The sequence below is a fragment of the Kitasatospora sp. P5_F3 genome, from assembly GCF_054049135.1.
Genome location: NZ_JBFUMY010000005.1, coordinates 38225 through 56895, shown reverse-complemented (window position 1 = coordinate 56895; position 18671 = coordinate 38225). Strand labels below are relative to the sequence as shown.

General features: G+C 72.9%; 15 protein-coding genes. 12 read left to right on the top strand and 3 right to left on the bottom strand.

Features of this window, described 5'->3' with window-relative positions:
• Positions 1–31: 31 nt before the first annotated feature.
• The 9 genes from ACXJMZ_RS03570 to ACXJMZ_RS03530 all read left to right on the top strand — a co-directional run bounded on the left by ACXJMZ_RS03570 (position 32) and on the right by ACXJMZ_RS03530 (position 10580).
• Positions 32–307 (top strand): phosphopantetheine-binding protein, encoded by a 276-nt coding sequence (locus tag ACXJMZ_RS03570; protein WP_457028494.1) that lies wholly within the window; start codon positions 32–34, stop codon positions 305–307.
• Positions 304–1647 carry a flavin monoamine oxidase family protein gene (locus ACXJMZ_RS03565; protein ID WP_457028493.1) on the top strand — a complete coding sequence of 448 codons (1344 nt, stop codon included), beginning with the start codon at positions 304–306 and terminating at the stop codon, positions 1645–1647. Before ACXJMZ_RS03570 ends, ACXJMZ_RS03565 begins: the two co-directional genes overlap by 4 nt.
• A gap of 123 nt (positions 1648–1770) precedes the next feature.
• A complete protein-coding gene (locus ACXJMZ_RS03560; RefSeq protein ID WP_457028492.1) occupies positions 1771–3477 on the top strand; it encodes a class I adenylate-forming enzyme family protein in 1707 nt (568 codons plus the stop codon).
• Positions 3478–3483: 6 nt separating this feature from the next.
• On the top strand, positions 3484–4914 hold the full coding sequence (locus ACXJMZ_RS03555) for a KamA family radical SAM protein (protein WP_457028491.1): 1431 nt from the start codon (positions 3484–3486) through the stop codon (positions 4912–4914).
• On the top strand, positions 4898–5917 hold the full coding sequence (locus ACXJMZ_RS03550) for an ATP-grasp domain-containing protein (protein WP_457028490.1): 1020 nt from the start codon (positions 4898–4900) through the stop codon (positions 5915–5917). Before ACXJMZ_RS03555 ends, ACXJMZ_RS03550 begins: the two co-directional genes overlap by 17 nt.
• Positions 5914–7140, top strand: coding sequence for an AMP-binding protein (locus ACXJMZ_RS03545; RefSeq protein ID WP_457028489.1), 1227 nt, complete (start codon positions 5914–5916; stop codon positions 7138–7140). Before ACXJMZ_RS03550 ends, ACXJMZ_RS03545 begins: the two co-directional genes overlap by 4 nt.
• A complete protein-coding gene (locus tag ACXJMZ_RS03540; protein WP_457028488.1) occupies positions 7137–8429 on the top strand; it encodes an MFS transporter in 1293 nt (430 codons plus the stop codon). Before ACXJMZ_RS03545 ends, ACXJMZ_RS03540 begins: the two co-directional genes overlap by 4 nt.
• Positions 8426–9295 carry an SDR family NAD(P)-dependent oxidoreductase gene (locus tag ACXJMZ_RS03535; RefSeq protein ID WP_457028487.1) on the top strand — a complete coding sequence of 290 codons (870 nt, stop codon included), beginning with the start codon at positions 8426–8428 and terminating at the stop codon, positions 9293–9295. The genes ACXJMZ_RS03540 and ACXJMZ_RS03535 overlap by 4 nt, the downstream gene beginning before the upstream one ends.
• A gap of 28 nt (positions 9296–9323) precedes the next feature.
• Positions 9324–10580 carry an AMP-binding protein gene (locus tag ACXJMZ_RS03530; RefSeq protein WP_457028486.1) on the top strand — a complete coding sequence of 419 codons (1257 nt, stop codon included), beginning with the start codon at positions 9324–9326 and terminating at the stop codon, positions 10578–10580.
• A 40-nt stretch (positions 10581–10620) separates the two neighbouring features.
• Here the strand turns inward: ACXJMZ_RS03530 and paaI are convergent, their stop codons facing one another.
• Together paaI and ACXJMZ_RS03520 are read right to left on the bottom strand one after the other, a co-directional pair.
• A complete protein-coding gene (paaI, locus tag ACXJMZ_RS03525; protein WP_457028485.1) occupies positions 10621–11070 on the bottom strand; it encodes a hydroxyphenylacetyl-CoA thioesterase PaaI in 450 nt (149 codons plus the stop codon).
• 45 nt (positions 11071–11115) lie between these two features.
• Positions 11116–12036: a GNAT family N-acetyltransferase gene (locus ACXJMZ_RS03520; protein ID WP_457028484.1), complete on the bottom strand. Its 921-nt coding sequence runs from the start codon at positions 12034–12036 to the stop codon at positions 11116–11118.
• A 142-nt stretch (positions 12037–12178) separates the two neighbouring features.
• Between ACXJMZ_RS03520 and ACXJMZ_RS03515 the strand changes: the two genes are divergently transcribed.
• From ACXJMZ_RS03515 to ACXJMZ_RS03505, 3 genes are all read left to right on the top strand, one after another.
• Positions 12179–15970 (top strand): hypothetical protein, encoded by a 3792-nt coding sequence (locus ACXJMZ_RS03515; RefSeq protein ID WP_457028483.1) that lies wholly within the window; start codon positions 12179–12181, stop codon positions 15968–15970.
• Between the two features lie 137 nt (positions 15971–16107).
• Positions 16108–16929 (top strand): GNAT family N-acetyltransferase, encoded by an 822-nt coding sequence (locus tag ACXJMZ_RS03510; protein ID WP_457028482.1) that lies wholly within the window; start codon positions 16108–16110, stop codon positions 16927–16929.
• Positions 16930–16936: 7 nt separating this feature from the next.
• Complete coding sequence (locus ACXJMZ_RS03505; RefSeq protein WP_457028481.1) at positions 16937–17809, top strand: lysophospholipid acyltransferase family protein; 873 nt, start codon at positions 16937–16939, stop codon at positions 17807–17809.
• Positions 17810–17831: 22 nt separating this feature from the next.
• Here ACXJMZ_RS03505 and ACXJMZ_RS03500 read toward each other — a convergent pair whose 3' ends face one another.
• Positions 17832–18653, bottom strand: coding sequence for a phosphate ABC transporter ATP-binding protein (locus tag ACXJMZ_RS03500; protein ID WP_457028480.1), 822 nt, complete (start codon positions 18651–18653; stop codon positions 17832–17834).
• Positions 18654–18671 lie beyond the last annotated feature (18 nt).

Sequence of the window (18671 nt, the reverse complement as noted above, 5' to 3'; positions counted from 1 at the left end):
CAGCCCACTGACAGGTCAAAGGAGACCTTCGATGAGCGTTGACACCACCACTTCCGCCGACTCCGGCGGCACACCCGGCAACCCCGGGAGCGACGTCGAGAGCGTGGTGGCGATCTTCCGTCGCGTACTGGAGAGCACCGAGGTCGCGTCCGACTCCGACTTCTTCCTGCTGGGCGGCGACTCGCTGATCGCGACCCGGGTGCTGAGCGCGATCGCCCGGAGCCACGGCGTCGAGCTGACCTTCGACGACTTCGTGCTGGCGCCCACCCCGCAGGGCCTCGCCGAGCAGATCGCGGCCGCCCGGTGAAGCACGACCGCGCGGGCGCCACCAGCGCCGTCGTGGTCGGGGCCGGGCTGGCCGGGCTCACGGCGGCGACCGGACTGGCGGCCCACGGGATCGAGGTCACCGTGCTGGAGGCCCGCGACCGGGTCGGCGGCCGTACCCACGGCCGCCGGGTCGGGTCGGGCTCCTGGATCGACGCGGGCGCCGCCTACCTCGGCGATCGGCACACCGAACTGAACGCCCTGGTAGAGGAGTTGGGCCTCAAGACCACCCCGACCACGATGCAGGGCGCCAGCCGCTTCGCGCTGGGCGCCGAACACGCCACCCGGGACGGGCGGTTCCCACCGCTCAACGCCGTGGCGCTCGGCGACCTGTTCGAGCTGCTGGACGAACTCGCCACCGCCGTACGGCCCGAGGCCCCGTGGCTCACTCCCGACGCCGAGCGGCTGGACACCCTGACCGCCGCCGAGTGGGCCGATCAGCACCTGACCCACCCGGACGCCCGGCTGTTCTTCCCGCTGTTCCTGGGCGAGATGATGGCCGCCGACCCGGCCGACGTCTCCGTCCTGCACTTGGCGTTCTACCTGCGCTCGGGCGGCGGCCTCCGGTACCTCAACGCCTTCGAGGGCGGTGCCCAGCAGGACCGGATCGCCGGTGGCGCCCACCAGGCGTGCGAGCTGCTGGCCGGGCGGCTGGGTGACCGGGTACGGCTCGGCGAGCCGGTCCTGACGGTTCACCAGGACGACGACGGGGTCACCGTCCGTACGCCGCACGGCGATCACCGGGCGGACGTGGTGGTGATGGCACTGCCGCCGCTGCTGGCCGACGCCGTCGACTACCGGCCCGCGCTGCCGGTCCGCCGGGCGAGCGAGCGGACCGCCCGTGGCTGCGCGGTCAAGGTGAACCTGGTCTACCCCGGGCCGCTCTGGCGCGAGCACGGGCTCTCCGGCTGGTCGGTGAACGCCGAGGGCCCGCTGCTGTCCACCGTGGACGACTCACCGCCCGAGGGCGGGGTCGGCGTGCTGACCGGCTTCGTCACGGGGAGCGAGGCGCACCGGTACGCGGCGCTGACCCCGCAGCAGCAGCGCTCGACGGCGGTCGAGCAGGCCGCCCGGCTGTTCCCGATGCTGCCGGAACCGATCGGTTTCCATCTCACCGACTGGGTCAACGAGCAGTTCAGCCAAGGCTGTTACGCCGCGCTGCTCGGACCAGGCGACTGGCTCCGGCTCGGCCCGACGCTGACCACGCCGCACCACCGGGTGCACTGGGCCGGCACCGAGACCAGCACCGAGTACTTCGGCCTGATGGAGGGCGCGATCCGCTCCGGCCACCGCGTGGTCGCGGAGATCCTCGCCCAGCTCTAGAGCTCCACGGACACACCTCACCCGAACCACCCCGTTCCGCTGAGAACCAGACCTCGTCGACCAGTTCACCCGGCAGCCGTTCCACAAGAGCGCGCGCCGGGCGACTCGCACCGGGAGACCGCCATGAGCGATCAGAGTTCCATCGCACCCCTCGCCGCCCGGCAGCAGCTGATGACCGAGCCCACCCTCGGTGCCGGCAACTTCCTGGACCACGCCATCGCGGTCAACCCCAACCGCGCGGTCCCGTTCGCCTACAGCCACCACACCGACCATCGCGGCGCCGTCGTGCTGCGCGGCCACAGCCTGCTCGACCTCGCCGCCCTGCGGGACCGCTACGCCAAGTGGTACTGGGCGAACGGCGTGCGCCCCGGCGAGCCGGTCGGGGTGGTCGTCGGTGAGGGCCTGGAGCCCCTGCTGCACTTCTTCGCGCTGACCGCGCTGGGCGCCGTCCCCGCGCTGATCAACGACGCCATGCGGCACGACGTGATGGTCCGTTATCTCAACCACGTGGGCGTGGTCGGCATCGTCGCGGACGACCCCACCCGGCTCGCCGCCGCCTACCGCGAGGACCCGCGCTCGCGCCCGCGCTTCATCGCCATGGCGGCCGAGATCCAGGCCTTCGACGCCGAGTCGGCCCAGCTCCCCGAGGTCTACCCGTACGAGCACGCGGCCGAGGACGTGGTCGCGCTGATCCACTCCTCCGGCACCACCGGCACGCCGAAGTCCACCATGCTGGCGCACCGTCAGTTCTGGGACGGCAAGCAGCCGCGGATGGTGCGCTTCCCCGCCGAGTCGTACGACCGGCTGATGTCACTGATGCCGCACACCCACGCGGGCGGTCTGAGCTACTTCCTCACCGCCACCCTGCTCGGCCTGCCGACCGTGGTGATGTCCGACTGGCGGCGCGTGGTGGTGGAGCCGGTGATGCGGGCCTTCCGGCCCACCATGGTCGCCTCCTTCCCGCGCACCTTCGTCGAGTTGGCCACCGGTGAGCTGCCGGTCGAGGGTGCGGCCAAGGTGCACTCCTGGTTCAACACCGGGGACAGTGCGCACTACGGGCACATCCGCCGGCTGGTCCGGCTCGGTGAGCGGCCGGCCGGGCTGATCAAGCCCTGGCTGCTGCCACAGCAGCAGGACGGGCAACCCGCGCTGCCCGGCTCCCAGTTCATCGACGGCCTGGGCTCCTCCGAGATGGGCATGGCACTGTTCGGCCAGGTCACCACGCCGGAGAGCACCCGTAACGACCGCTGCGTCGGCAAGCCGCTCGAGGTGGTGCTGAAGGCCGCCGTGCTGAACGAGGACGGCGAGGAGGTCCCGGACGGCACGGTCGGCATGCTCGGCGTGGTCACCCCGTCCAGAACCCCCGGGTACTGGAACAACCCCAAGCTCACCGGCACCTTCGAGCTGGCCGGCTACTGGCTCACCGGCGACCTGGCCCGGCGCGACGCCGAGGGCAGTTTCTACCACCTCGACCGCACGGTGGACGTGATCGACACCGCCGCCGGCCCGGTCTACAGCCTGCCGATCGAGGAGGTGCTGCTGGCCGACTGCGCCGAGCTGGTGCAGGACTGCTCGGTGATCGGCCTGCCGGGGCCGGCCGGCCAGGGCCAACTGCCCTTCGCCGTCGTCCGTTTGCAGGCCGAAGCCGACCAGTGCACCGCCGAGGAGGTCCAGGACGCGGCCAACAAGGCACTGTCCGGGGCCGGGCTCACCGGACTGGCCGGCGTGAGCATCGTCCGGACACCGGCCGACTTCCCGCTCGGGCCCACCGGCAAGGTGCTCAAGCGCGAACTGCGGACCCGTTTCGCCACACTCCTCACCGGCCGGTAGATCCCGATGGGTCTCCAGACGATCCGGCAGCCGTACCAGTACGTACGGACCGTGCTGGCCGAGCCGGACTGGCGCAGGCTGCCGGGCTGGCGCCACGTCACCGCACAGCAGTGGCGAGACGCCCAGTGGCAGCGGGCGCACTGTGTGAAGAACGCCCGGCAGCTGCGGGCTGTCGTCGGCGAGCTGCTCACCGACCGGTTCTACGAGGAACTGGCCGCCGACCAGGCCGAGTTCGCCATGATGTCGATGCTGCTGCCGCCGCAGATGCTCAACACCATGGCGCCGTACGCGCCGACCGACCCGGTGTCGTTCACCGAGGCGTTCTTCGCCGACCCGGTCCGCCGCTACATGCTGCCCGTGCGTGCGGACCGGCAGGCCCAGTGGCCGAGTCACCCCAAGGCCGAACGGGACTCGCTGCACGAGGCCGAGATGTGGGTGGTGGAGGGCCTGACGCACCGTTACCCCACCAAGGTGCTGGCCGAGTTGGTCTCCACCTGCCCGCAGTACTGCGGGCACTGCACCCGGATGGACCTGGTCGGCAACTCCACGCCCCAGGTCACCAAGACCAGACTAGTGCTCCGGCCGGCCGACCGGCAGGAGCAGATCCTCGACTACCTCAAGCGCACCCCGGTCGTGCGCGACGTGGTGGTCTCCGGCGGCGACCTCGCCAACGTGCCCTGGCCCCAACTCGAGTCGTTCCTCATGCAGTTGCTGGAGCTCGGCTCGGTGCGCGACATCCGGCTCGCCAGCAAGGCGGTGGTCGGCCTGCCGCAGCACTGGCTGCAGCCGCAGGTGCTCGACGGGCTGGGCCGGGTGGCGAGGGTCGCGGCCCGGCGGTCGGTCAACCTGGCCGTGCACACCCATGCCAACCACATCCAGTCGGTCACCCCGCTGGTCGCGGAGGCGGCCCGGGCGCTGCTGGACGTGGGCATCCGGGACGTCCGCAACCAGGGTGTGCTGATGCGCGGCGTCAACGCCACCCCCGAGGACCTGCTCGACCTCTGCTTCGCCCTCCAGGGCGAGGCGAACATCCTGCCCTACTACTTCTACCTGTGCGACATGATCCCCAACTCCGAGCACTGGCGCACCTCGATGCACGAGGCGCAGCGACTGCAGGAGGCGATCATGGGCTACCTGCCCGGCTACGCCACACCCCGGATCGTCTGCGACGTACCGGACGTCGGAAAGCGCTGGGTGCACCAGGCGGTGGCGTACGACCGGCTCCGCGGCATCTCGTACTGGACGAAGAACTACCGCACCGAACTCGAGGTCCGGCAGGCCGGGGACGCCGGCCTGGACGCACCGCTGGACCGGCGCCACCCCTACTACGACCCGCTGGACACCCTCCCGGAGCCCGGCCGCCGCTGGTGGTCCGAGCAGCCCGGCGGATCGTTCTCCCCGACCCCCGGAAGGACCCTCGGTGAACCCAACTCCTGAGCACGACACCGGCCCGCTGCGCCGGATGTGCTGGATCTTCCCCGACCGGGAGTCGACCCGGACGGGCGCCATGTGGAAGCACTACTTCTGGGACCTCTACGAGGAGGTCGCCGAGCAGCAGGGCATGCGCTGGACCAGACACTCCCCCGACGCGATCACCGTGGACGGCACGGTACGCGGCGCGCCCCGGGTCTACGTGGACGACGAACCGGTCAGCCCGCACGACACGTTGTTCGTCACCGCGCTCTACTCGCTGCCCTACCAGTCGATGGACATCTTCAACCAGTACGCGCTGTACGCGGTACTGGAGGAGGCCGGTTTCTACCTGCCCTTCCCGCCGAAGATGTCGCTGATCGGCAACGACAAGCTGGCCACCCTGCTGCACCTGGACGGCTCCCCGGTGCCCCCGATCCCGTCGATCCGGATCGGCACCGGCCGGGACGTCGGCAAGCATCTCTACGAGGTGGCGCTGGCGAACATGACCTACCCGGCCATCGTCAAACCGGCCGGCTGGTGCGGGGGCGGCGGGATCAACCTGGCCCGCAGCTCCGAGGACATCCGGGGCCTGGCCAGCCTGGCCCAGGGCGGCGACACCACGCTGGTGGTGCAGCCCTACCTCGGCGACGGCACGGTGGACTACCGGGTCTACGTCATCGACGGCCGGCCGTACGCCGTGCTGAAGCGGACCCCGGAGGCCGGCTCGCCGGTGGCCAACGCCAGCCGGGGCGGCACCATGGAGTTCGCCGAGATCCCGGCCGAACTGGCCGAGGCCACCGCGTACTTCGCCGAGCGGCTGCCGATGCCGTTCTTCTGCGTCGACTTCCTGCACGACGGGGAGCGGTTCTGGTTCTCCGAGCTCGAACCCGACGGGGTGATCGCCCCGGACCTCGACGATCCGCACCGCACGATCCAACGGGGCATCACCCAAGCCCGGTTCGCCGCCTACCGGGATGCCCACGCGAAGTGGTCGGCCAACCGCACCGCAGAGGCGGACCCGAAATGACCGAGCTGTTCTCACTGACGCCGGAGGCGGCCGAACCGCAGCTGCGCGTCGCCCGCCATTCGCTCGAACTGCTGCGGACGGTGCCCGAGTTGGCGCCGCGCTACGCCGGTGTCGGCCGGCTGCGTACGCTCGGCGACCTCGCCGCGCTGCCACCGATGATGAAGGACGACCTGAACGTCGCCCTCGCGCACCTGGAGCCCAAGGCCGAGACCGGCGCCACCTGGCTGTTCCAGAGCGGCGGCAGCACCGGCGCGCCCAAGGTCGGCTACGCCCCCACCGGCTTCTACATGGCCGGGGTGTACGCCCGGTGGCGGCCGCTGGAGCGCGACGACGTCTTCGTCAACGCCTGGGGTGCGGGCCGGATGTGGGGCGCGCACTTCCTCGCCGCCGCGCTGGCCGACCTGTGCGGCTGCCAGGTGCTCGCCGTGGGCTCGGTCACCAAGGACGAGTACGCCGACTGGCTGACCTTCTTCGCGGCGCGCAGGGTGACCGCGATCGGCGGGACGCCGAGCGTACTGCGCCTGTGGTTCGCCAACGCCCGGGCCGCCGGAGTGAAGCTCCCGGCCCTGCGCAAGGTGCTCTGGCTGGGCGAGGCCTGGCAGCCCCAACTGGACGAGGACATGGCCGCGGTGGCGCCGGACGCACGCCGCTGGGGCATGTTCGGCAGCACCGAGACCTGGGTGGTCGGCACCAACTCCCCGGACTGCCCGGAGGACACCTTCCACACCCTGCCCGAGCAGCTGGTGCACGTCGGCCCGGACGGACTGCTGGACTTCACCACCCTCAACCCGGAGATGCTCAACCCGGTGCTGCGCTACCAGACGGGCGACGCCGGGGAGTTGACGGCCTGCCCGTGCGGCCGTCCGGGCCGGGCGATGCGGGTGCTCGGCCGCCGGGACAGCGTGGTGCAGGTGCGCGGCCTGGGGCTGCACGTGGACGAGATCATCGGGCGGGTGGAGCAGGAGCCGGGTGTGACCCGGGCTCAGATCCTGCTCACCCAGCAGCAGGGCCGGGCCACCGGAGTCGACCTCCTGCTGCTGACCGGCGGAGGCGCGGCGCCGGACGTCGAGCGGATCCGCACCGAGCTGCTCTCCGCGACCTTCACGCTGAGCACCGCCTTCCAGCACGACCCGGAGTCCTTCCGGGTCCGCACGGTGGACGCGCTGATCAGCAACGACCGGACCGGCAAGACCGCCAACCTCGTTCTCCGGGAGGACTCGTGAAGCCGCACCTGCCGGTCTCGCTGGGACGCGGGTTCAATCTGTACTGGTTCGGACAGACCATCAGCACGGTCGGCGACCGGATCACGGTCTTCGTGGTCCCGACCGTGATGATCTTCGTGCTGCACGCGAGCGCCCTCCAGGTCGGCATCGTGGCGATGGCCCAGTACCTCGGCATCCCGCTGCTCGGGCCCGTCGCCGGTGTCCTGGTGGACCGCTGGGACAAGCGCTGGACGATGCTGGGCTGCGACTTCGTCCGGCTGCTCGCGGTGGCGGTCATCCCGCTGGCGTACTGGCTGGACTGGCTGTCCACGCCGCTGCTGTTCGGCTGCGTGGCGGTGATCAGCGGCGCGACGATCTTCTTCACGGTCGGCTACCTGGTCGCCGTCCCCGCCGTGGTGGAGAAGGAGCACCTGGTCCGCGCCTACTCCCGGCTGGAGGGCAGCCGTTCGGTCTCCGAGGTAGCGGGGCCTTCGATCGCGGCCGGTCTCTACAGTGCGCTCGGCGTGGCCGCCCTGCTGGTCGACGCGGCCAGCTACCTGGTCTCGGCGCTGTGCTTCCGCTCGATGCCGTCCTGGGGCGAGAAGACCGTCGCGACCGGCTCGGTCTGGCAGCGGCTGACCATCGGCTTCCGGCTGAACTGGTCGGACCCGGTGCTGCGGCGGGTGGTGTTGGCCGCCATCACGCTGAACTGTGGCGGGCCGATCTTCGTCACCGTGCTCCCGGTGCTCGCGTACCGGGGCCTCGGCGCCTCGGTCGCCGTCTTCGGCGCGGCCATGTCGGTCGCGGCGGTGGGCGCACTGGTCGGGGCCGTGGTCGCCCCGAAGATCAGTGAACGGCTGGGCACCGGACGGACCTTGGCCTGGGCACTGCTGCTGCACTGCCTGGTCGGCCTCGGCGTGCTCGCCGCGCCTGCACTGCCGACCGGGCCGGTGATCGCCGTGACGATGGGCTGCTACGGCTTCTTCATGTCGTGCATCAATGTCTGCAGCGCGCCGATCCGGCAGTCCCGGATGTCCGCCCAGCACCAGGGCGCGATGCACGCGGCCTTCCGGACCTTCACCTGGGGCGTGATCCCGCTGGCCGCGCTGGTCGGCGGCGTGGCGGTCACGCTGCTCACCGGCCCGCTGGGCATCCTCGACGCGGCCCGGGTCACGATGGCGGGCGGCACCCTGCTGGCGGCCTGCTCGTTCCTGCCCGCGATCAGGGTCCAACCACTGCTCGACGCGGCCGCCCGGGAGCAGGACCAGGCGGCCGGGACCGCCCCGGCCCTGGCTGACAACGCGTCATGACGGCCGAACACGGGATCGTGCTGATCACCGGGACCTCCTCGGGCATCGGCCTCGCCACCGCCGTCGCGGCGGCCCGGGCCGGCTTCACCACGGTGGCGACCATGCGTGAACCCGACCGGGCCCAGCGGCTGTTGGAAGCGGCCGAGCACGCCGGTGTCACGCTGGACGTCCGTCGCCTGAACGTCACCGACGCCGACTCCGTCGCCGCCTGCATCGACGGCGTGGAGCAGACGTACGGGCGGCTGGACGCGGTGGTCAACAACGCCGGGATCTCCAACTTCGACCCCACCATGGAGATGTCCACCATGGCGGCGCTGCGGGCCAACCTGGACGTGAACTTCTTCGGCGTGGTCGAGGTGAGCCGGGCCGCGATGCCGCTGCTGCGGGCCGGCCAGGGGCGGCTGGTGACCATCGGCAGTGTGCACGGGGTCGTCGGCCAGCCGTTCAACGAGGCTTACTGCGCAGCCAAGTTCGCCGTCGAGGGGTTCATGGAGAGTCTGGCACCGGTCGCCGAGGCGCACGGGGTACGAGTGTCCGTGGTGGTGCCGGGCTTCGTCCGGGACACCTCGTTCGGGATCTTCCCCGACATCAACCGCAAGACCGTACAGGCCGCTTCGGGACCGTACGCAGCCACCTTCGCGGACTACGTCGCCTGGATCGGCAGCCAGGGCTGGGCGGCTGCCGGCCAGTTGTCCCAGGAGGTGGCGGAGGTCGTGGTCCGAACCCTGCGCGCCGAGCGGCCGCCGTTCCGGGTGCCGGCCAACGAGTGGGCCGCCGAGTACCTGGACCACAAGGTCGCCGACCGGGACGGCTCGACCGTGCAGGCGCTGGCCCGCACCTGGGTCGGCCGACCCGAAGTCCGTTAGTCACCGAGCCCGTTGGACAGGAGAGACCGTGCCCTCGAAATCGCTGCAACAGCTGGTCGACCACGCCCGGACCCACTCGCCGTTCTACGCGGAGGCGTACCGCGACGTACCGCAGGTGGTCTCGCACATCACCCAGCTCCCCATCATCGACCAGACCGCCTTCTGGGAGGCGAACTGCTGGCCGGACAACCGCCTGCTGACCGGGCCGCTGACCGACGCGGGTGTCTACAAGAGCGGCGGCACCACCGGCACCCCGAAGCTCTCGGTCTGGTCCCGCGCGGAGCACGCCGACTCGGTGACCGCGTTCGGCGCGGGCATCGTCCGGGCCGGCCTGAAGCCGGGTCACCGGGTGGCCAACCTGTTCTGGGCCGGTGAACTCTACGGCGGGTTCCTCTACATCGAGGGCGCCCTGCACCACGCTCCGGTGGACAACGTCCGCCTGCCGGTCGGCGCCGCCGCGTCCAGCGAGTACATCGTCGACCTGATCACCAGCTTCGGCGTGAACGTGCTCGCGGGGGTGCCGATGAAGCTGGCCGCCGTCGCCGAACATCTCATCGAGCGCGGCCAGGTCCTCGACTCCGTCGAACTGCTTCTTTTCGGCGGCGATCTGCTCTTCACCGACCTGCGGCCGATCCTGTCCCGGGCCTTCCCCAAGGCGGCCGTCGCCTCGATCGGTTACGCCTCGATCGACGCGGGGCTGGTCGGGCAGCCGGTGCCGGGCGACGACGTCCGGGTGCACGAGGCGTTCCCCGACCGCACCCTGGTGGAGCTCGTCGACGACGTGACCGGCGAACCGATCACCGCCCCGGGTGTGCCGGGACGGCTGCTGGTCACCAACCTGTTCCGCACCCTGATGCCGATCCTGCGGTATCCGGCCGGCGACCGCGCCGAGTGGGTCGACCCCGAGCGGCAGCGGTTCCGGCTGCTCGGGCGGTCCCTGGAGGGCGGCCGGGTCGGGATGGTCGCGATGCCGATCGAGGACGTCCGCGCGGTGCTCGTGGACAACGACCCGGAGCACTTCATGGTCGGCATGCAGATGGTGCACCGCCGTTGGGACGGCCGGGACGGTCTGATCCTCCGGCTGGGGTACGTCAACGAGCCGCCCGCCGAGCTGAGCCGGCAACTGGTCGAGGCCGTCTACGCCGCCCGCCCGGTCTTCCCGGCCGAGGTGGCAGCCGGGGCCATCCACGACCTGGGCATCGAGTGGGTGCCGACGTCGGAGCTGGTCACCAACCCGCGCACCGGCAAGCTCCAGCAGGTCCTGGACGAGCGCCCGCCCTCCTGACCGCGCGCCCCTCGCCCTGCTGGCAGGGCGAGGGCTTCAGTCAGTCCCCGAGCGGCTTCCCGGCCAGGATCACGCTCTGCCCACGGAACTCCGCGACGGCCTTCCCGGCAGCCTTCCCATCGGCCTGACGGACGGTCACGTCGTAGATGCCGGTGCGCCCGGACCGCACCCGCTCCACCGCCTCGGCGACCAGCTCGTCGCCGACGGCGGCCGGGGCCAGGAAGGTGACCTGCGCCGCCTGCGCCACGGTGACCGGGCCGTAGCTGTTGCAGGCGTACGAGAACGCCGCGTCGGCCAGCAGGAACAGGTAGCCGCCGTGCGCCATCCCGTGGCCGTTCACCATGCTCGCGGTCACCCGCATCCGCATCAGCGCCCTGCCTGTCGACACCTCGTCAAGGGCGATCCCCAGCGTCTGGCAGGTCAGGTCGCGCTCGTACAGCGCGGCGATCCTTGGATGGCCCGCGACGGCCGCTCCGACAAGTGTTCCCATGCTCTCCTGCCTTCCCCCTGGGCAGCCCGGCAACCGCAGCCGCAGCTACTCGCCGACGAGCTGCTTCCGGTACACCGTCGAGCTGCGACGGACCGTCATCCCCACCCGCTGATACAGCGTCAGCGCACCGGTCTTCGAGTGCGTCCAGAGCGTACAACCACGCCTGCCCCGCCGGTGGAACTCCCGGAAGGTGTGCTGGAGCAGCAGCCGGGCGATCCCCCGGTTCCGCTGGTCGCGCCGGACCGCGACCCGTTCCACGTACCCCTCGTCGGAGTCCGGCACGTCCAACGCGAGGACCGCGCCGACCAGCTCGCCGTCCGCGAAGGCCAGCGAGGACATCGCCGGTGCGAAGGTGGCGCGGTCGACAGCGAGCAGGGCCCACTCCTCGTACGACTTCCGCCGGGCCTGCCACTCGTCGAAGGCGTCCTCCGTGAGCAGGTACGCCGGGTGCTCGTCCCCCGGCCGGAAAGGCCGCACCGTGATGCCCGGCGCGGGCTCCGGGACCATCGGCTCGGTGGGCAGTTCGATCCCCAGTAGCCAGTTGATCACCATCGGGCGGTACCCGTGGGCGCGCACCTGCACCACGGCGGCGAGATCACTGTCCGGGACGGTCTGCACCACCCACTCCGTACCCGCTGCGCGGGCCCGCGCCTCGACCCAGTCGAGCAGCGCGGCGCCGATGCCGAGACCCCGGTGAGCGGGGTGCACGTCCACCTCGGAGCGGCGGTCCACCCAGGCCCGGCCGACCAGTTCGCCGGTCGGACCGTGCACCAGCGCGGTGTCCAGCTCCGGGATCAGACCGGGACGGGCCAGGTCGGCGGCGACCGTGTCGAGGTCGGTCTCGGCCGCTCCGTACAGCGCCTCCTCGCAGACCACCACCAGCTGATGGATCGCCGGGAGGTCGGCCGTCGTGGCGGCGCGGGTTCGGTATCCGGCGGGCAGGCCCTGCGGCGAGTGATCTGACATGCAGTGCACCCTCCGCCATCGCGGCCCCTGCTGTCCACCGGTCCGGCAACCGCCCCGCACCAGGCGTCCCATTCGCCTGCGACGGCGGGTGCCGGGTGGCAGCATGGGGCGGGTCGCACGTGCACATCTGATCGGGGCCCAGATGTTGACTGAATCGTCCGTGTTGTCGGTGGCGGCCGGGCTGCAGCATGCTGCGCGCTCGGCCGGGCCGGATCTCCTGCCGGGCACGAGCACCCTCACCGGCGGGACCGCGTACGGGGTGCTCGGCGCCGATGTCCACGTGTCCGCCGAGGGCGTTCCGTTGTACCTGCCGGCCCACTGGCGCCCGGCGGCCCGGCTCGACGACGCCTGGCTGGGTGCGCAGCCGAGCCGGCTGCTGGACGCCAGGTCCGCCGTGGTCGGATTCACCGGCCGGGAGCGGGAGTTGGCCGAGTTACGGCAGTGGTGCACGGCCGGTCCCCCGGCGGCGGCCCGCTGGCTGCACGCCCCGGGCGGACAGGGGAAGACCCGGATCGCCGACCGGCTGGCCGGTGAGTTGGCAGAGTCCGGCTGGCGGGTACTGACCGCCGTCGAGGGCCCGGCCGCCGTCCTGCCGCCACCGGGCCGGACGGACCTGCGGCCGGCCGGCGCCGTCGGCCTGCTGCTGCTGGTCGACCGGGCCGACCTCTGGACTCCGAGCCGGCTCGCCCTGCTGCTCGGCAATGCGCTGCTGCACCAGGACGGCCTGCCGACCAGGGTGCTGCTGCTGGCGCGCGGTGCCGACACCCCGTCCGCGCTCCGGTCCGCCTTCGCGGACAGCTCACGGCAGACCCTGGCCCCGCTGCCGCCCGCGGACCGGGTCACCGTGTTCCGGGCGGCCCGGGCCGCCTTCGCCGAGCGGTACGGCGTCCGGCCGCCCGCCGATCCGGTGCAGCTGGACCACCCCGACTTCGGGCTGACCCTGGCCGTCCAGATGGCCGCGCTGGTCGCCGTGGACGCGTACGCCACCGGCCGCCGGGCGCCCGCCGATCCGGCCGGGCTCTCCGTCTACCTGCTCGACCGCGAGCAGTTCAACTGGGCCCGGCTGCACCGGGAGCTCAGACCCGGGCGGTTCAGCTCCCCGCCCTGGGTGATGAACCGCACCGTCTTCGCCGCCACCCTGACCGGCCCTCAACCCGACGGAACCGGCGCCGAGTTGATCGAGTCGCTGGGTCTGGGACATCCGACCGCCGCGCTGCTCGCCGACCACGCGGCCTGCTACCCGCCGCCCGGCCCCGGCAGCGTCCTTAACGCACTGGCTCCGGACCGCCTCGCCGAGGACTTCCTCGCCCTCACCCTGCCCGGCCACCCGGCCGACCACCCTGCCCAGCCGTGGGCTCCGGCCACCGCGGTGGCGCTCACCCGGGGCGGGTGGCGGCCCGGCCGGTCCGTCACCGTGCTGGCTGCGGCGGCGGCCCGCTGGCCGCACGTCGGCCCGAACTGCCTGTTCCCACTGCTGGCCGCAGACCCCGGCCTGGCGGTCGCGGCGGGCAGCCCAGGACTCGCCGCACTGGCCGAACTCCCGGAGATCGACCCGGAGTTACTCGAGCAGATCCTCGCCGAGCTGCCGTTCCCGACACCGGCCGACCTGATCCCGGGCCGGGCCGCCGTGACGGTGCGTCTGCTGGCCCACCGCCTGACCCGCACCGACGACCTCACCACGCACGCCCGGCTGCACGCGGAGCATGCCGACCACCTGGGCGAGCTGGGCCGGGACCCGGAGGCGGTGGAGGCCGCGCGGCGGACCGTGGAACTGCTCGGCCACCTGGTGGCCGCCGCACCGGCCCGGTACGAGTACCGGCTGGCGCGGGCGCTCGCCGCGCTGGCGGACCGGCTCGGCGTGGCCGGGCGGGCCGACGAGGCCGTCACCGCCCAGGCCCAGGCGGTCGAACTGCTTCGGCAGCGAGCCGACTTCGAACCCGGACTGGCCGCCGCACTGGCGGCCCACGCCAACCACCTGGAACGGGCCGGACGTTGGGGCGAGGCGCACCGGGCGAACCGGCAGGCGGTCCAGCGCTACCGCCGCCTCGCGGAGCAGGACCCCGCGCACCGGGTCGGGCTGGCGGCCGCACTGACCGACGCGGCCGGGCTGTCGCTGCGCGGCATCGGTGAGGCGGACGACCTGGACCCGGCCCGGGAGGCGGTGGCGCACTGGCGGGACCTGGCGGCCGAGGGCCCGGCCGCACACCGGACGGACCTGGCTCGTGCACTGCTCGGTCTGCGCAACGACCTTTCCAGGGCCGGACGTTGGAACGAGGCGGTGGTCGCCGGCCAGCAGCTGGTGGCGCTCTACCGGACGACGGCCGAGCCCGCGTCCGAGGCGCAGGCCACTGCCCTGGCCGAGCTCCGCAGACTGCTCACCGAGGCCGGCCGACCCGCCGAGGCCGTGCAGGCCGGAGCGGCGGCGGTGGCACTCTGGCAGCGACTCGGCCAGAGCGCCCCGGAGACCTACCGGGTCGCTCTGCTCCGCGCGCTGGACGGGCAGCGGCAGGCGCTCCGGGCAGCCGACCGCACGCCGCCGGTCCCGGCCCCCGCCACGGGCGGGCTCTGGTCCCCGCCACCCGTGCCGGTCGAGGTCCGCGCCGCCGAGCTGGCCCGGCAGCAGGACTGGCCCGCCTACTGGGAACTCACCTGCGCCGCACCGGTGGTGGACGCCGTCACGCTGGCGTCGCGACTGCCGTCGGCCGGCTGGAGCCCGCCGGACCCCGCCGACCGGGAGCTGCTGCACCGGCTGACCGTGCTCGACGCCCMCCGGGCGGCGGCGGCCGCCGCCCGCGCGGTCGCGCCAGCCACCGTCCGGCTCCCCGCCGGGTGGCAGCTGCTCGACGCCGACCACGTCTCGTTCGCCCACGGGAACCCCGCACTCGCGCTGGCCACACCCGGCCACGGCACCCGGCAGGAGGTGATCGAGACCCTCGACCTGGTCGGCGACGGCCGGGCCGCCCTGCACCACGGCGCGGCCGGGCACTCCTCCGTCGCCTGCCTCGGGCCCGGCCAGGTGGTCGCCGCCCGCCGGGTCGGCGGGGACGACCCGCACTTCGAGCTGGTCCGGCACTCGGCCGCCGGTCCGCAACTGCTGGCGGCCGGCACGGCGGTGGCCGCCGCCCGGCTGGTGCCCACCCGCACCGGGTACGTGGCGGGGCTCCGGCTCAGCCCCGGGGCACTGGTGGACGACGGTGCACTGGTGGACGGCGGGCACTCGCAGCTGCGTCAGGTCGGCCTGGAGCCGTGGGGGCTGGCCAACGCCGAGCTGCTCGCGGTGGCGCCGGACGGCGACCGCCTGGTGCTCTCCGACGGCCGTCGGCTGGTCCTGGCCGACACCGGCCTGCGGACGGTGCTCGGCACGGCCACCGTCCCCGAGGAGCCGGGCCGCCTGCTCGACCTGACCTTCGCCGGCACCGGCCGACTGCTCGGCTCGGGCCGCCAAGGCGGCCTGACGCTCTGGGAGTTGGACGGAGCCTTACCCCGGCCGACCGTCCGGCGGGACACCCCCCGACTGCGCAACCTGTTCGCCGTACCGGCCTGGCAGGTGGTCGGCGGGCTGGCCCCGAGCGAGGGCCGGGTGCACTTCTACGACCAGCTCAGCCTGGCCCCGGTGCCCGTACCGCCCCATCTGGCCACCGCGGCCGAATGGCCCCGGGTGCTCCGCTGCTCGCCGGACGGCCGGTTCGTCGCGTACGCCGGCCGGCCGGTGTCGGGCCCCGGGGGCGGCTCCGGCCTGCTGCACGATCTGCACCACCCGGGCGCGCTGCTGCACCGGCCGCCGGGCACCCTGTCCCGCACCGAGTCGGCAGTGCTGGCCGGCCACCGCGCCGACGCCACCCTCCCGGACGGCCCCGACGTACGCAAACTACTGTTTCTGGCACGAATGTTGCTTCTCCGCGCCGCCGTCGGGCGCGCTGAACGGACGCGCTGAACGGCAGGCCGCACCGGTGCATTCAACAGGTCCACATCTCCACTCTCCCGGCTGGCCATACGAACGCCAACCAATCTGGAGAGACATAGGGCAGCACCGATCGCCACGCTCGACCCAAGCCCTGGGAGAACCCCGTCATGGCCCTTGGTACCGCTCTCAGCTCCCCCACCGTGACCCGACCCACCGTCACCCGACCCGCCTCCCCCCGACCGGCCGGCAGCACCGCCGCCCCGGCCTACTCGGTCTCGCTGGCCACCGACGAGGCGGACGTCCGCGCCGCCCAGCGGCTGCGGCACGACGTCTTCGCCGGCGGCATGGGTGCGCTCCTGGACACCCCGGTGGCCGGCCTGGACATCGACCCGTTCGACCAGTACTGCGACCACCTGCTGGTGCGCGAGAACGAGACCGGCGAGGTGGTCGGCACCTACCGGCTGCTCCGCCCGGAGGCGGCGGCCCGGGCCGGGCGGCTCTACTCCGAGACCGAGTTCGACCTGAGCAACCTGGCGGCCGTCCGGCCCGGCCTGGTCGAGGTGGGCCGGTCCTGCATCGACATCAGGCACCGGGACAACGGTGCCGTGATCAACCTGATGTGGGGCGGCATCGCCCGCTACCTGGTCGACACCGGCAACACCTGGGTGGCCGGCTGCTGCTCCGTCCCGCTCGCCGACGGCGGCGCCACCGCGGCCGGGGTCTGGGACACCATGGCCGCCCGCTACCTGGCCCCGGCCGAGTACCGGGTCACCCCGCACCGCCCCTGGGACCCGACCGGCGTCGTCCGGCCCGAGCGGGCCACCATCCCGGCGCTGCTCCGCGGCTACCTGCGCCTCGGCGCCTGGGTCTGCGGCGAGCCCGCGTACGACCCGGACTTCGGGGTGGCCGACCTCTACGTGCTGCTCTCGCTGGAGCGCACCGACCCGCGCTACCTGCGGCACTTCCTGTCGGCCGGAACGGGCGCGTGAGCACGCCATGAGCAGCTGGCTCCCCACCGCGCCCTGTACGCCGGAGAGTTGTCTGGCCGATCCCGGGCCGACGGTGCCCGCACCGCTGCGCCTGCTGCGCGGGATCGGCTGTGTCGGTGTGCTGCTGACCGGGATCGCCGTGGTCGTGCTGACCCGGGGCTGGGACCGGGCGCCCCGGCTCCGGGACGGCCTGCTCCGGTTCTGGACCAGGTCGGTCCTGGCCGGGATGGGCGTCCGGCTGCGGGTAGTCGGGTCGCCCGCCGCGGGCGCCGTGCTGCGGGTGGCCAACCACATCTCGTGGCTGGACATCGTGCTGTTCACCGCCGTCCGGCCGGGGCCGATGCTGGCCAAGACCGAGGTCCGGACCTGGCCGGTGCTCGGGTCGCTCACCGGGCGCGGCGGGACGGTCTTCATCGAACGCGAGAGCCTGCGCCAACTGCCGGGCACGGTTGGCGAGATGGCCGCCGTACTGCGCTCCGGACGCCCGGTGACGGCCTTCCCCGAAGGCAGCACCTGGTGCGGCGCGGCGGGCGGCCGGTTCCGCCGGGCGGCGTTCCAGGCGGCGATCGACGCGGCGGTCCCCGTCCAACCCGTGACGGTCCGTTACCGGCTGGCCGACGGCCGGATCTGCACCGCCCCCGGCTATGTCGGCGACGACGAACTGCTGCCGTCCATCCGCCGGGTGCTGGGCACCCGGGGCCTGGTCGCCGAACTCGTCTTCCACTCCCCGATGCCCACCGACGGGACCGACCGCCGCCTGCTGGCCCGCCGGGCCCAGGCCGCCGTCGGCAGCCACCTCGGCGCCGACCACCAGGTCGACCGCCCGCACGTCCCCGCCCAGCAGCGCCCGCAGGTCGCCGGGTCCGCCGCCTGGCGCTGATCCGCAGTCGGCTCCGACTCGCCTAGCCGAACCGGCCGTTCACGTAGTCCGCCGTCCGCTGGTCGGCCGGAGCGCCGAACAGCCGGTCGGTGGGGCCCGCCTCGATGATCCGGCCCGGGGTGTCGTGGCTGGCCAGGAAGAACGCGCAGGACTGCGAAACCCGCTGCGCCTGCTGCATGTTGTGCGTGACGATCACGATGGTCAGCCGGCCCCGCAGCTCGGCGATGGTCTCCTCGACCCGCCGGGTCGAGGTCGGGTCCAGCGCGGAGCAGGGCTCGTCCATCAGCAGGACGTCCGGCGAGACGGCCAGCGAGCGGGCGATGCAGAGCCGCTGCTGCTGCCCGCCGGAGAGCGAACCACCGGGCGAGCGCAGCCGGTTGCTGACCTCCTGCCAGAGTCCGGCGGCCTGCAGGCTGCTCTCCACCAGGTGGTCCCGGTGCTCGCGGTCGGTCCTGACCCCGGCCAGCTTGAGCCCGCTGGCGACGTTGTCGTAGATGCTCATCGCCGGGAACGGGTTGGGCCGTTGGAAGACCATGCCGATCCGCCGCCGGACGTCGGCGGGGCGCCGCCCGGCGGCGTAGATGTCGGTGCCCGCGAGCAGCACCTCACCGGCCAGCCCCGAGCCGCGGACCATCTCGTGCATCCGGTTGAGGATCCGCAGGTAGGTGGACTTGCCGCAGCCGGACGGGCCGATCAGGGCGGTGACCTGACCGGCCGTCATGCTCAGCGAGACCCGGTCCAGCACCTTGCGGTCACCGAACCAGGCCGAGACGCCCCGGGTCTCGATGCCGTACAGCGAGTCTTCGATCCTGGGCAGTACGGCGGTGTCGATGGCGTCGGTCATCCCGGTGGTCCTTCGGTA